At 50.8% G+C, this 13,702-nt stretch carries 14 protein-coding genes; 8 read left to right on the top strand and 6 right to left on the bottom strand.

Annotation, left to right across the window (positions count from 1 at the left end):
- Nucleotides 1–129: 129 nt before the first annotated feature.
- From B036_RS0116000 to B036_RS0115980, 5 genes are all read right to left on the bottom strand, one after another.
- Nucleotides 130–465 (bottom strand): hypothetical protein, encoded by a 336-nt coding sequence (locus B036_RS0116000; RefSeq protein ID WP_020569741.1) that lies wholly within the window; start codon nucleotides 463–465, stop codon nucleotides 130–132.
- 492 nt (nucleotides 466–957) lie between these two features.
- On the bottom strand, nucleotides 958–1,818 hold the full coding sequence (locus B036_RS29660; RefSeq protein ID WP_020569740.1) for a viperin family antiviral radical SAM protein: 861 nt from the start codon (nucleotides 1,816–1,818) through the stop codon (nucleotides 958–960).
- Between the two features lie 92 nt (nucleotides 1,819–1,910).
- Nucleotides 1,911–3,761, bottom strand: a complete 1,851-nt coding sequence (locus B036_RS0115990) for a hypothetical protein (RefSeq protein ID WP_020569739.1) — start codon at nucleotides 3,759–3,761, stop codon at nucleotides 1,911–1,913.
- Between the two features lie 587 nt (nucleotides 3,762–4,348).
- A complete protein-coding gene (locus tag B036_RS33605) occupies nucleotides 4,349–4,525 on the bottom strand; it encodes a hypothetical protein (RefSeq protein ID WP_020569737.1) in 177 nt (58 codons plus the stop codon).
- Between the two features lie 381 nt (nucleotides 4,526–4,906).
- Nucleotides 4,907–5,548, bottom strand: coding sequence for a hypothetical protein (locus B036_RS0115980; protein WP_020569736.1), 642 nt, complete (start codon nucleotides 5,546–5,548; stop codon nucleotides 4,907–4,909).
- A gap of 157 nt (nucleotides 5,549–5,705) precedes the next feature.
- Between B036_RS0115980 and B036_RS32230 the strand changes: the two genes are divergently transcribed.
- The 8 genes from B036_RS32230 to B036_RS0115935 all read left to right on the top strand — a co-directional run bounded on the left by B036_RS32230 (nucleotide 5,706) and on the right by B036_RS0115935 (nucleotide 12,388).
- A complete protein-coding gene (locus B036_RS32230) occupies nucleotides 5,706–6,752 on the top strand; it encodes a pentapeptide repeat-containing protein (protein ID WP_020569735.1) in 1,047 nt (348 codons plus the stop codon).
- Nucleotides 6,753–7,864: 1,112 nt separating this feature from the next.
- The gene (locus B036_RS0115965; RefSeq protein ID WP_020569733.1) at nucleotides 7,865–8,455 is read left to right on the top strand and encodes a hypothetical protein; all 591 of its coding nucleotides are present in this window, start codon (nucleotides 7,865–7,867) and stop codon (nucleotides 8,453–8,455) included.
- 118 nt (nucleotides 8,456–8,573) lie between these two features.
- Nucleotides 8,574–9,182 (top strand): hypothetical protein, encoded by a 609-nt coding sequence (locus tag B036_RS0115960; RefSeq protein WP_020569732.1) that lies wholly within the window; start codon nucleotides 8,574–8,576, stop codon nucleotides 9,180–9,182.
- Nucleotides 9,169–9,615 (top strand): hypothetical protein, encoded by a 447-nt coding sequence (locus tag B036_RS0115955; RefSeq protein WP_020569731.1) that lies wholly within the window; start codon nucleotides 9,169–9,171, stop codon nucleotides 9,613–9,615. The genes B036_RS0115960 and B036_RS0115955 overlap by 14 nt, the downstream gene beginning before the upstream one ends.
- A 216-nt stretch (nucleotides 9,616–9,831) precedes the next feature.
- The gene (locus B036_RS29650) at nucleotides 9,832–10,770 is read left to right on the top strand and encodes an ArdC family protein (RefSeq protein WP_020569730.1); all 939 of its coding nucleotides are present in this window, start codon (nucleotides 9,832–9,834) and stop codon (nucleotides 10,768–10,770) included.
- A gap of 434 nt (nucleotides 10,771–11,204) precedes the next feature.
- Entirely contained in the window at nucleotides 11,205–11,405 is a 201-nt protein-coding gene (locus tag B036_RS0115945; protein ID WP_020569729.1) for an Arc family DNA-binding protein, read from the top strand.
- A gap of 177 nt (nucleotides 11,406–11,582) precedes the next feature.
- The gene (locus tag B036_RS0115940; RefSeq protein ID WP_020569728.1) at nucleotides 11,583–11,777 is read left to right on the top strand and encodes a hypothetical protein; all 195 of its coding nucleotides are present in this window, start codon (nucleotides 11,583–11,585) and stop codon (nucleotides 11,775–11,777) included.
- Nucleotides 11,778–11,824: 47 nt separating this feature from the next.
- On the top strand, nucleotides 11,825–12,388 hold the full coding sequence (locus tag B036_RS0115935) for a hypothetical protein (protein ID WP_020569727.1): 564 nt from the start codon (nucleotides 11,825–11,827) through the stop codon (nucleotides 12,386–12,388).
- A 1,030-nt stretch (nucleotides 12,389–13,418) separates the two neighbouring features.
- Here B036_RS0115935 and B036_RS29645 read toward each other — a convergent pair.
- A partial coding sequence (locus tag B036_RS29645; RefSeq protein ID WP_020568268.1) for an integrase core domain-containing protein occupies nucleotides 13,419–13,702 on the bottom strand: 284 nt, incomplete at its 5' end.

The following is a 13,702-nucleotide window of genomic DNA, read 5'->3' as shown; positions in this document are numbered from 1 at the left end:
AATTTCTGGATCTGGAGTAAATGGTAGGGTAAAATAGGTTAAATATTCTTAGCTGAATAACCTGTAAACTTGTTTTCTTGGCGCGGCCGCTGTATGCAGTGAATGTTGAAAAAGCAGGGTAGGGTCCTACTACTTTAACCTGAAGACCAGACCCCACGCACCATCCGCCCCCGCCCGTCCACCATCCGCCCCCGCCCGTCCAGCCTCCGGAATCCTCCGGCTGGCCGCCCGGCGGCGGCGAACCGTGCTGCATGTTGACCCACCCCAAACACCGCTCTTCGGAACCAAAGCGGCTTGCCCCACTTTGCCCACCGGTTCTCCTATTCCGAAAACCTTATATCCATCTTCCGCGTCACGGCGGACGCCAGGCGCGGCCACCACTTCGCTAAGGCTCGCGTGGCCACCCCTGCCGTCCACCGCGCCGCTCACATTGTTCCTTGCAATTAACCTGGTCTCGAGCTGCAAGCAAAACCGGCGTTCAAAGAGCGGCAGACCATTATTAAAGCGCCATTAAAGATCTGCTTTCCCCTCAAGCAATGTCTGGCGATGGGGCTTGAGGTAGCACCTCCTGAACAATGCTCTTCTCCGAATGCCTCGCACCGTCGCCCGCTAAGCATGGCCAGGCCCAGTTTCCATACTTCTAGTTGGTCCGTCCACCCGCAGCGGTCAACCGTGCTACCACTTTGAACCCTGTTCTTCGAAAAAGCGGCAAGCCACACTTGGCGGAGCGGCTTCCCTAACCGTTAGCTTTTGCCTCCACTATCCGCAGCATAGTTTTTCGCGCGTCCACCGGGGGCTGCGCACTCCCCGGCGGACGCACAAAAAACCGAGCTGCTTTACTTCGTTTCGAACTGGAAACAACGCCTCCACCCTCAAACAAAGCCAACCCGCTAACAGTGGCAGACCAAGTACAACCAAAGCCCACCCACCACCCAAAGAGAGTGTCCCCGCAAATACTCACCAGTCATACCGCCCTCCACGATCATGAAACTTGGTTAGGTCATAATTCATCTCCCGCAGAGCAGCATCGCACCCAACGGTCAGAATAGGACTACTCGCCTCCAGCTGGCCGTTCACGTTCGTGAAAAAGCAACCCTTCGGGTCCACCATCGCGTAAGACCCTCTCATTTCATCATTGTTCTCCTTGACCAGCTTGGCCTGACTACCGTGACGGCCCAGGAATTGCTGAAACTCTTCTGCCGTAATCTCGAACTCCTCCAGATACTCATCGTTCTCTCCAACGATCGGCAGTGCTTGAAAGACTTTCCAGCGCTCTGGCTTGGCGTGAGCGATGAAATCATTCATGTCTTCCTCGTGGTTGTAGCGACTAACCACTGTATTGATCTTCAGCCGGTAGCTGTAATCATGGATCATGGCCGCTATCACTTCGTAGTCCTCCCTGGCAAACACCTGGTTGCCGTGCTTAGCCCGGCCTATGGCCAGGTTCGTCCCGACGGATAAGCTATCGATACTTACCGTTATCCAGTCCAGGAGGCCGGCATGACGAAGATAGAAAGCTTCATTGAGCCGACTGCCATTGGTCACCAGCATGGTGGTCATACCCTTGTTTTTGGCCAACTCGATGACGTCGGTCAGCCAGGGATACAGCGTCGGCTCACCACCCGCAAAGGTGATCTTTTCGAAACCGAAATCAGCTAATGCGGATACGACGGCCAGTGCATCCTCCTTCGGCAGGCCACCACGGGTAAGGCTTTTACTCGCTACGTCGTTGAAACGTGCGAAACAGTATTTGCAGCCCATGTTACAGGGCTTGATGAGGTGAAAATTTACACTCGGAATAAAAGAAGGCGTTGTCATTGGATTGCTTGTTGATGAGCCTTTCGTGAAAGAAAGGGGGAGCAATCCATGAGCTACCAACCACCTGTTTTACCGGTAAGATTATCGCATTTTTATGGCTTATATTTTTGAAATAGACCGTCATTTTCTACGAAGGCAATTAATTCACGAAGGGTGTCAAAACGATTGTCCCGCAAACTCCATAAAAGCTCGTAGTAATTGACCTTACGAATACCACTTTGGAGGAGCCCTAAACCTTCAAAGGATGTAGAAACGACCCACGCAGCATGATTACCCCGAAGAGAGTAGACCTCGTTTTCTTCCCGCAGGAAGCTCAGAGCCTTAGTTAATTGATCGCTGGCTTTTGCGTCTGATTGCATCGATTCATCGTAGGCCTCTTTAAGCGTAGGACGGAACTTTGTTCGCTTTAATTGAATCAGCAAATCTGTTTCCCCATCACTTACCAAAATGTCTACATCTCCGTTTTCATTACCTAGCCACTGCTGATCTGGAATACTTGCGGTGAAAGAACTGTTCTCTAAAAAACAGCTCTTCAGTACCCCCTCCATCGCCAATGCTGTATTTCTTAGTGCCTCGCGATTACCTCTTTGGTGGTAGCCATTCATCGCTACCTGAGCGGTAGCGTAGAACCAATCGTTTTTGGCGAGGAACATAGTCGGACACAACTGAACCCCCTCTATTTCTATGAAAGGCGTTAACCAGACATCGTAGTTGGTAAAAAAGCGATCAAATTCCTTCTTTTGGGGCGATCGAAAGGAGAAAATATCAGTAATGACGGTTGCTTCTTCTTTAGACAACTGGCCCCCATCACCAGAGTAAAGTTCAATTTGCTCGTCTTTTGTCCTGAAAGTAAGAGGAAGTACAGAAATACCGCGTTCAGCTGCTTTCATCCCGACCTTTAGGATCGCCTCCTTATAGGTTTTTGACTTGCTCCTCTCTTCTTCAAGAGGAAGTTCGTATCGACTTTCTCCGTTCTCTGCGTATGCCCGAAGTTCGCGAAAAGCTGCAAAACTATGGACCTGCTTACCATGATAATGTATATCGTCCAAGCAACAGTCCTCCAGGAACAATCTCCCTTGGCATTCAGCGGCACTAATTACATGTGGACCAGGGTGTTTAATACGCAAGCCGACAGCCAACTGCTCTCCCGCATCACGGTAAAGGCTTTTTACTGCTTCGTACCGGAAGCCCTGATCACGCCATTTCTGTAAAACCTTTTCATCTGAGTATCCAAAATCGATGCCATCTTCGTTCGGACTAAAATTATCATCGTAAGCGTAAATGGTCGCCCTTCCTCCGTAATAACGCTGATGCGCCGAGATTGCTTCGAATAGGTTGCTGCAGCCCTGAGATAAATTATTAGATAACGCCGCCAGAAGTTCCTCCTCTAAAACTTGGGCATTTAGTTTAAGTTTTCGATCAAGATACAAGGAAACAAAAAAGCTGTACACGCCGGCAAGGTGCTGCACATTTTTATCCTCAGGATTATCCCAACGCTGTTCCTCCAGCCAACAAGTGAATTGTGCCAGTACTATCTCGGTAGCAAGTTGCTTAACGGGGATCAGTGCGTCTTCAACGACCTTCCATAACTTGTTTTCATGCTGTCTAATCTTCCGCCAGCCAAGTTGGTGATTCCGCCATTTTTCTGGCAAAGGAAGGCGCGACAGCTCTTCTGCAAACTCCTCTCGCAAGAACGATTGTGTACGTCGCACCAACTTGACGAAGCTCGCCGCTGGCCAATCTGGCGTATCTCGGGTAAGGGCATACAGCAAACCTTCCTGTAGTAAGGGGGCTACTAGCTCTCGCCTGGTGAACATCTTGTAGAGGAACTGCTCACGCAGGTGCTCGGAATGGAGAACGTCGGTAAGGCTTTGGAATTTGACCAAATCAAAGTTGCTGCCTTCAAGAAAGCTTGTGATTTGGGAAGTAAGTTGTTTGTCCATGATGCAGGTTTAGAATGGGTCGCGGAGCGAGGAGCCTGCACTAGTAAGCAACAAAACTAAGCATAAACGAGGGGAATATTCAACTTCGCTAAGTGATTTGTACCACAATTTATTTCAAAAGCTACATCAGGCGCGGTCGCAGGCGATGTGCTGAGCTTGTCGAAGTAATGCAGAGCAAGTTAGACAAGCAGGGTAGGGGACTAGCCCAAACCTCTGAGTCGGAACCCCACGCACCATCCGCCACCGCCGCCCGTCCAGCCTCCGGAACCCTCCGGCTGGCCACCCGGCGGCGTCGAACCGTGCTGCATGGTGACCCAACCCCAATCGTCGCTCTTCGGAACCAAAGCGGCTTGCCCCACTTTGCCCCCCGGTTTTTATCTTCCGAAAACCTAGTCTCCAACTTCCACGTCACGGCGGACGCCAGGCGCGACCACTACTACGCTAACGCGAGCGCGGCCACCCCTGCCGGCCACCGCGCCGCTTACATTGCTTGTTACTGTAAACCTGGGGCTCTAACTGTTGCAAAACCGGCGGCCAAAGAGCGGCAGACCATTATAAAGGCGCCATCAATGAACGTAATTTCCCCACTAACGATGTCGGGCGATTAAGGCGAAGTTGCTACCGAACTCAGCCCTGAAATCGGTTTCCTCCGGATGTCCCGCGCCGTCGCTCACCGCAGCTGGCCAGGCCCAGCTTCCATACTTCCAGCTGGTCCGTCCAGCTGCGGCGGTCAACCGCGCTACCTGGACTACAACTTCAAACATCGTTCTTCGATAAAAAGCGGCATGCCACACTTGGCGGGGCGGCTTCCTTTTTCGCTGACATTGTTTCGAACAGCTGCCGCCTGTCTTAACCTCCTGCTCTTGCGCTATCTTTAATCAAAGCCGCCCCGCCACCGCCGTAGGCAGCCGCGTAGCGAACTCACAGTGGCAGACCAAACAAGCCGATGTCCACCCACCACCCTAAGACCGCCTGCGGTAGTCTGGCTGCGTGACCTGTCTTCGTCTCAAGATTAAGGAAATGACGAAGGGGCGGCCAGATGGCTGCCCCTTCGCGGTCTTAAGTTGAAACACTATGCTATCAGTGTGTTCTAGTAGGTTGACATAGATCAATTTATGAAAAGTCAAATTTAGCTGTGGATTCTTCTATTGCGTTTCGATCTGTAAAGCAGCCATTGGCATTCCGCCTTTGAGGTAGTGATTCGTGATTTTCATTTTATTCGATACTGGATCATATTCTTGAGTCTGCTTTATAAAAATCTTTTCGTGTGCTATAATCTTAATCACATGAAGCCCTGGCTGGCTCAATTCTTCTCCTGATATAGCTCCATAGCCTAGTTCGACTTCTTTGTCATCTTTTGATTTTTCTTTCTTCAAGAGGTCACTTATCATTTCTTTCAGTCCTGCTGCAACAATTGCCAAACTCGCACCGGCTGTTTGAACTGTAAAGTAGGTACCAGCAGCAACACCTATTGCAGCCACAAATCCTGTCTTTAAATACTTGAAAAAATTCGACTGTTCCTTCACGGAGTAGAACCTAACTCGCAGCTCAGAATCAGGTTCTAAGTTGTCTGTAAAAAGTTCATCCTTATTCCTAGCTTGGAGGGATTCGAAAGATATTTTTTGACCACCTACTACATCTAAACCTTCGAAGGCAATAATTCCTTGTTTGTCTTTTCCTGTGACATGATCGAGCGTCCACTCGATATAGAAATCTTTTCTTCCAAGTGTGACTCGTCTTGCGTAAGTGCTTAGAAAGAATTGTTTAGCGTGAGAGGTAATAGGCATGGGTGCAGATTTTGCATAAAGATAGTAGTTCTAGCCTCAATTGTAAAATACTTTTAGTGAGTGATTATGTTCCTGAAATAGCGAAGGGGCAGCCAGATGGCCACCCTTCGAGGGATTGAGTTTTTGAGAAGTAATTATCTTACAGTTAAAACAAAACATGCCTGTCGATAGAAAAATATCTGAAGAAGCACCTTTTACCAGAAAAGAGCTTGAAGAAAAGCTGGCAAAAATTCGTAATGACTTGATTCAGCAAGAGCACCGTTTTGTCCCAGCAATTAGGAATTTATATCTGGCGGTAAAGAATGACGATAAAAGCCCCGTCGCCCGAGAGCGTACACTGTCAGCTTTATACGCTGTGGCCACGGTATTGTGGCGAAGACGTGCTGGAGCTATTATTGTAGCTTCAATAGGTGGGGCTATCGGTGTGATAATTGGTATAGCAACTCTTTTGGAGCTGAGGGAGCAAAATCACTTGTTTATCGATCAGAACCAAGAAATGCTAAAGCAAAACATCTTGCTTAGTAACCAAAATCAGCAACAAATCATAGCAACAAATGGAGAAATGGTTTCCGCGTTGATTGGTGATCTCTTTGAAGCAAAAAAGGCAGATGGTATACATGTTGACAGTACTTGGAGTATTCCAAAGCCACTAATTTTTAGAATCCTAGCAGTCTCTAATGCATTAACACCTTATACGGAAGGTGAGAGCTACATTACGGATTCAATACTTTTTAGTAGAGAAAGAGGAGAGTTATTACTTTCATTGACTACCATGAATGTTGACTTTCCTATATTGCCTAACCCTAATTTTAGCTTTACTGCACTTGGGGGTGTTAGCTTACGCGACAGTATTTTTGGAGGTATTAAGTTGGTTAAAACTGACCTTGTTGCTGTCAATCTTCGCGATTCCGATCTTCGAGAAGTTAATTTTAATCATGCGAATCTCATTTATGCGAACTTTAGAGGGGCTAATCTTCATGGTGCTAGATTTGTTTGGGCAGACCTTACCGCTGCTGATTTCACTGGAGCAGATCTTACTGGAGTTAATTTTTCGGGAGCGGACCTTACTGCCGCCACTGTCACTGTCTCACAACTTAGCAAAACGTATTCTCTTCATCTCACAGAGGGGATTGAGCCGTGGCGGGATAGCTTGATAATTATTGGTATGGATTGTTTACTTAGTAGTCAAAAAGATTGCCCGTAGAGCTTACTTACTATGAGTGTTGAGTGTACACTATTAGCTAAAGTGTTTCACCAGGGCAGGCTATCTACCTCAAAAAGCCCGACTATTAGGCCTAATCGTCAACTTTTGCCTGCAAAATCTGAAACTCTAAATGACAGGTACTGTTTCACCACACACGGAGATCAAGTTTTCATTCCGCAATCGTCGGAGAAGGGAAAGGAGGAGTACCTTTTGGGCGCGGCCGCAGGTGCAACCCAAGTTGCAAGAGCAAGGGAGGTCAAACCAAGTTTCCTTCGGAACGTCAGAGCGGAGGACTTCTACTGATACCGAAGAAGGCACCCTTCACAGGGCGCAGGGCCCGGGCGCGCCGGCAGCCACGCCCCCTTCACCACCTCCAGTCAAAAAACCGCGCAAAAAAGCCCGTCAAGTGTGCTGGCTTTTTTGCGCGGTTTTTCTCCCTCCGGTGGCTCGTGGTCGCGGCCGCCGTCCCTTCCCGGGCATCGTAGCCCCTTGTCTTGGGCGCTATGTTAGTCCACTCCGGGAAAGCCTCGTCTTGAACTGAAACATGGTCTATCCTCCGCAAACAACGGGGCGACCATTATTATGCGCGGATTTTTCTCTTTGCTCGGCTGCCCGTGGTCCCGGGCGGCAGCGGCGCGCCCTGCGTCCGGGCCTTCGGGGTCCGGGGCTCCGCGTTCTGGGCTTTAGGGTGCTTCAGGGCGTCGGCATCCGGGGGCCTTGCCTTTCGGCTTACTTGGCTTTGAGCGTTGCTTAAAATCCAGGTGCCATAAAGTTGAGGCTAGGGAGATTTGCTTTCTGGGCTGCGAAGCTTTGGGCCCTGCTTAAAACTTAGGTGCTAGCAAGCCGATGCCGTGCGAAGTAAACGCCAGGTAAAGCCGGTATCGAAAGCTGGTTTTTGCCGGTAGAGTGTTGAAAAACAAAGTAATAAATAGTTTAAATTATTTGTTTTAAATCTTGCGTGCATATACAAAAATGCGTATCTTAGTAAGGCGGTAAGGGGCTGAAAGCCAATAGTTTAGCTCCTTATTTTGGATTAAATTTTATAGATCAACTTTCGTTTTTATCTGGTTTTACCGCACGCCGATTTTAGTCGAAAGTTCAAAAACTTACTCATGTCTTCTTTAGCATCGCTACTCGCGACGGCCACCCGTCTGCCCGGGTTCGACATCTGGCGCGGCCTGGCCCCCCGCCGCTTCCTCATCGAGGTCGTTTTGGCGGATTTCATCAAAGCCACCGAGGTCCTACCCGCCGATGCCGACAACGGCATCTTCGCCGCCCTTACCACGTCCCCGCTGGGCTTTCCCGAAGTACTCCCCCAGGGCTTTGCGGTCATTGCACATACCAACGAGTATTTCATCACCATCATGACGCCCGAAGGCACGACCGCCGAGCAACTGCGCGAGGTGCTGGCCCTGGAGCTCATGCCCAATTTTTTCGACTGCCCCGACGAGCAGTGTAATACCAATTTCGAGCAGCGCCTGACCGAATGGCTCGAGGCCGAAATTTATGGAGGCGACGATCAAAGCCACGCCACCTCCCGGGAAATAAAGGAAGACCTTGATTTTGTCTACGGCAACGGTCGCACCCCGCCCCAGTACCACGGCTGGCGCCAGGACATGGATGGCTCCGACCTCGTAGGGGAGCCCGAAGTTTCCGACCAGGATATCCAGTGGGTCGAAGACATCGCAAAGCAATACCAATAACTGAGCGGGTGGGGTTCGCCCTCGCCCGCCTTCCTCCTCACCATTTCCTCACCGCTTTCCCTTAAACCTCTGCCCAGCGCGGATAGGGCGAGCACATCCACCAAACAATAATCTTGCCATGACAACTAAATTTCCCCCACTCGCCAATCCGGAATCCTTCGCTAAGGCCCTCCCTGAACGCATCACCTACCACAAGGGCCTTCCCCGCAACTACCGTTTCAACGCTAAATCCGGGACCCTCAACTACGAAGACCAGGAAGCCATCACCAAAGACGGCGGCACCTTCTCCCTTATCCCGCTGGCCTTCCGCATCTTCAAGGCTGCGCTATTCGGCACCGAAATCCGCGACTGGTTCGAATGCTTTTTCCTCAACCAGTCCGGCCACCTTTGCGTCCTTTCCTTCCACTCGTCCAGCGTCGACCGCCTCAAAAAGGCCATGATGCGCGACCTCATTTACGAGGGGCTGAGTTTGTGGGATTGCGTACTGACCGTCCGCCCCTTACCCCGCAGCCACCCCAAGCACGGCCCCTATTACGTGGCCGACTTCCTCTTCGACCTACTCCCTGAAGGCGCCCGGGAAAAGTCCGAAGAAATCCGCGCCGTGCTCCCCGCCATTTACCGGGAGGATACCATCACCCATCCGGATACCATCAGCCTGATGGCCGGCTATGGTTACCCCGCCTTATTCGATCACGCGCCCCAAGTAGAAACGAGTGAAGCAGCATAGCAATCAGCTAAGCCTATTTGGCGAGATTTCCCCCTGGCGGACGGCCGCCGGGGGGAATCGCCGGGCCTACCCCCGCCGCCCGTTCCCCACCATCGCCGTCCTGGTCATCGATCCCGCTGCCGGTACCATGAAGCGCGCGTTCATCCGCGCCACCGCCACCGGCATTAAGTCCGTCTTCCCGATCCAAAGCACCACCTTCCAGGAGGTCAACGGGTACCGGGTCTACGCTACACCGCAGGATTGGGAGAAGGCCACCCACCGTACAACCTTGCCCGGCTGGAAACTTCGCCCTTCCGGCCCGCTCTTGATCACCGGCACCAGGTTCACCGAACTAGATGCCTATACAGCCGAAAAGTTGATGCGTAACACGACTTTCAGCCGCTCCGCCGCCGTTCGCGAACCCGGTGTTTTACAGCGGCGAGATTGCTTGTAATACTCATCCAGAATTTTCTTATAATGATTCTGCGTGCTGCCTTTACATAAGGTCGCAAATGTGTTCCGCGGGGGCGGGTAGGTCATGACCCGTCCCCGCCTTTTCCCCGCTTTATTGATATGACCAGCAGGGTAGGGGAGCCAAAAACTTGCTCCTTAATCCTCCTACTGCACCAGCGTCCGCGCCCCTTATTCCTTCACCCTTTACTTCTTTATCATGCAACGTACCACCCGCGTAAAGCCCGACCTGTATCAGGTCGTCACCAACAAACTCATCGCCCTGCTCGAATCCGGCGTCGCCCCCTGGCAACGTGCCTGGAACCAGTACGGACTGGCCAGCAATTACAGCAATGGCCACACCTATACCGGCATCAACGCTTTCCTGCTCAATTTCCTGCCGGCTTTCGACATTCCGCTATACATGACCTACAAACAAGCCCAGGCGATGGGCGGACAGGTCCGGAAAGGTGCCAAGGCAGAACCGGTCTACTTTTTCAAGACCTTATATAAGGACGCCGACGGGAAGAGCATCAAGCCCGAGCGCGTCGCCGATCGGCAGGCCGCCGGCGACGACGTCCACACCATCCCCATGCCCCGCTCGTTTTACCTGTTCAACGTCGCCGACATTGACGGCATCGATTTTAAAATTCCGGAGATCAGCGATAAACCCAGCAGGCCAATTCAGCGGTGTGATGACTTCGTGGCCACTTTCCAGGGTATGCCCGAAGTACTACACGAAGACCTTAACAGCGCCCACTACGTCCCCAAAAAGGACCGCATCAACATGCCCCCACTTCCTCGCTTTCATTCGCCAGAAGCGTACTATAAGACCCTCTTCCACGAAATGATCCACGCCACCGGAAGCGCCGGAAGGCTCAACCGCCCCGGTATCACCCTGCCCGGCAAGGAACGTAAAGCGGGCTCCGCTCCCCACGCCCTGGAAGAACTCATCGCCGAGCTCGGTGCCGCCTATCTTTGCCAAATCGCCGGCATCAACAGCCAGCCGCTGCAGGAGAACTCCGCCGCCTATCTGGAGGGGTACCTCGGGCACCTGCGCAAGGATAAGAAGTTCCTGTTTCAGGCGGCTACGTCGGCGCAGCGGGCGGTAGATTTTCTGCTCAAACCACGGGTAGAAGCCGTGACCATAGCGGGCTAGATGACCCTGAGCCTGGGTTTTAAAACCCGCGACCCCGAAGGAGCAGCGCAGTTAATTCGCGGGTTTTGATTTTAGCATTATCACCACCAAAAAGCGCGACATCTCCATCAGGAAACGCCGCGCGGGAAAAACTTTATAGATGTCCCGAAGATACAACTTTTTGTACGAATAACCTACAAGACTGTCTTGATATGTTTGTGACCCTTACCGTGGAGGGTGAGTAACTGATGGCATACTTTGTCTACACAAAGTATAGGAATATTTAACACCAATCCCACCCTTCCCCCCGTTTAATTTCTTACTTTTGAGGTATAATAACACTAACTGAAATTTCACTTTGTCACCCCTTTTTTTAGCTCTATAGCCTATAAGTTGCTTTTAGGCTAGTCCCCTTTTTGTGCCACCCCACTACAATTTATAACTAACAGCACCCAATGTCTAAAGAAGATAAGACTAGCTCCAAGAAGAAACTTGGCCGGCCCACCAAAGACCATCGTATCGCCGTTAACATGCGCTTACCAAGTAAGCTGCTAGAAAAACTACGCGTAGAGGCCGCCGAAAAAGATCGTAGCGTCACCAGCATCATTGTTGAGCTCCTCCAGCAACGCTACAATCCAGATGGGCCAACTTCCTGATCCTCAACAAGGAGATGCTTCTGTGTTAGCTAATCACCTAATCTGCTCGCGCCGCAAAAAGAGTTATTTAGCTGTTGTGACACTATTTTTGTGAATTTCCTCCCTTTCAGGGCTGCTAACGTCCATTTTTTTACTTCTGTATATACAAAAGTCATCCATATCCGTTATCTTTCGGGTATGACCACTGAACGGCAACTTCTACTGGACCAACTTCCCGCTAAGCTATTTCGCTCCGTTGTGCAAGACGCCCTCCTGGATAATCGACCGATTCCTGCCGTAATCATCGTCGGCTTTCACCATAACGTGATCCGTTATTATCGCGCTGTAAAGACTACCTCCGCCCTGCCCGCCTTAAGTATTCTGACTGCGTAAACCCATCACGCAGCAACCGATTTACACACCTTCTCTATCCACACCATATGCGTACGTTCCTATTTTTAGGTGTGGCGACGACTGGTCGCAACCCGGAAGAAGATCACCTCGTACAGATCGGCTCGCGGCTGGTCGTTGCAGACCAATGGCAAGACTGCCACCTCCTGTTTCCTCCCGCCACCCACCAAGCAATTGACACCCGACAGGCATTCGATACACTAAGCACCCAGTTGGCCCGTGCAGAGTTAATCGTCAGTCATCACGCCGCTTTCGCCATTGCCACCATCATCGCCGAAGCCCGGCGTGCCGGCCGGCAGGAAATCGTTACCATGCTTTCCCCACCACAATTCGGCTTCGATGGGGGGACCCGCGCCGCTATCTGCACCCAGCAGCTCTCCGCCGATTACTTCCGCTACCTCGGCCAACCAGCAACGTCCGCCAATACCCAGCTCTCCACCATCTATCCCCAGCTTTTTGGCGAAGCACTCCCCAGTACCCACAACGCCCTGGCCGCTGCCATCGCTTGCCAGCGAATCTATCATTTCCTGAACGCCTTCCAGCAGCAGCAAAAGGTCGCCTTTGGGGCGGATATCGTTTGCTTGGCAGATTAGCGGCAGGGTAGGGCGGTATCTTACCATCGAGCAGCTTAACGGCTTAGTAATTGTACATCTATCTCGTCCACTTTTTCCAACCGTAAGGGGAATCCTCACTATCGCCACTTGGCACTTGAGTAGTTTGGGCGCGGACGCGGGATGCAGAGATAAGTTAAAAGGAGCAGGGTAGAAGGAACCCCTCGCTGATTCGGCAACGAAAATCCTTCAATCTTCATCGCTACTGAGCACTAAACAGATTATTTCCGGCCAAAAAATGATCAATCACCCCCTGGCTACCAACCGTATGCTCGCCTTCGTCCGCCGCTAAAAGGACCCAGCTAAATTGCTTACGGCTACCGGTAACCCCTTGAAAAACCCGGCGTTACCTTTCTAAGGCAACAACCAATATCGCCAACTTTTCATCAAAGTACTCCTCATGAATATTGACATTAATCGTTCCTTCCACGTAACTCGGGGGGCAAGTAGCTTTTGTCTTTGCGGAGACTTTCATCAAGTGCATTAAGGAGTCGGATCTCCTGATAGGCAGACACGCCAATAGGCTCTAAATCTTTATGGGCTGAGTAAACCAAAATACCAGCATGCATTCCTGGTTTACAGTAGTCACTAAAATGTTCCACCCCCGCAGTACGCTGATCAGCCAGGTTGAAGTGCACCCCCTGTACTCCAGTTAAAGATAAAATTTGTTGATCTGCGCTACTGTTACTTTTGTCTTGCGCCAAAAATAGGACAGCCAGTCGATGTGGGTAAGTTTTACCCTTCAGCATACCTTTAGCAACGCTATGTCAGTGAGGGACATATAGCCATTGTCAAATTTGATCTTACGGCCTTCTACGATCAGCTCTTCTTCTTTCTTAGCCATGCTAAAACAATTTAGCACAAGATACGATTTTCCGTCCTTAAATAACATTGGTTGTTTGATTTAAAGTCGCTCTTATCATCTCCTTTCTAAGTGAGAAACAAGGCTAAAACAGCCCGTTGTCGTGACAATAGTGTAGAGCTATTTCACGGCAAAATTCCGGGTTATACACTAAAATAGCTCTACACTTTTAACATTTAGATCCTGTTGGGATTTCTGCCGCTTTTTAGAAGATTTTTCTCTCCGACTATTTTTCCGCCACCGTTTCGGCATCGGCCCCATCATTTTGTGAGCTTGTAGCGGCGTCATCATGTCGACGGAGCGATGCGGCCGTTCTTCATTATAGATGCGGATAGCCTCCGCTACGGCTTCGAGAGCTTCTTCATGAGTAGGGTAGCCGTCCTGTAACAACTCGGTCTTCAAGATGCCGTTGATACGCTCAGCGACTGGGTTTT

The sequence above is a fragment of the Neolewinella persica DSM 23188 genome (assembly GCF_000373105.1).
In the GTDB taxonomy this organism is placed as follows: domain Bacteria; phylum Bacteroidota; class Bacteroidia; order Chitinophagales; family Saprospiraceae; genus Neolewinella; species Neolewinella persica.
Note: the sequence above shows the minus strand (reverse complement) of the source record. Positions and strands in the feature narration are given on the sequence as shown.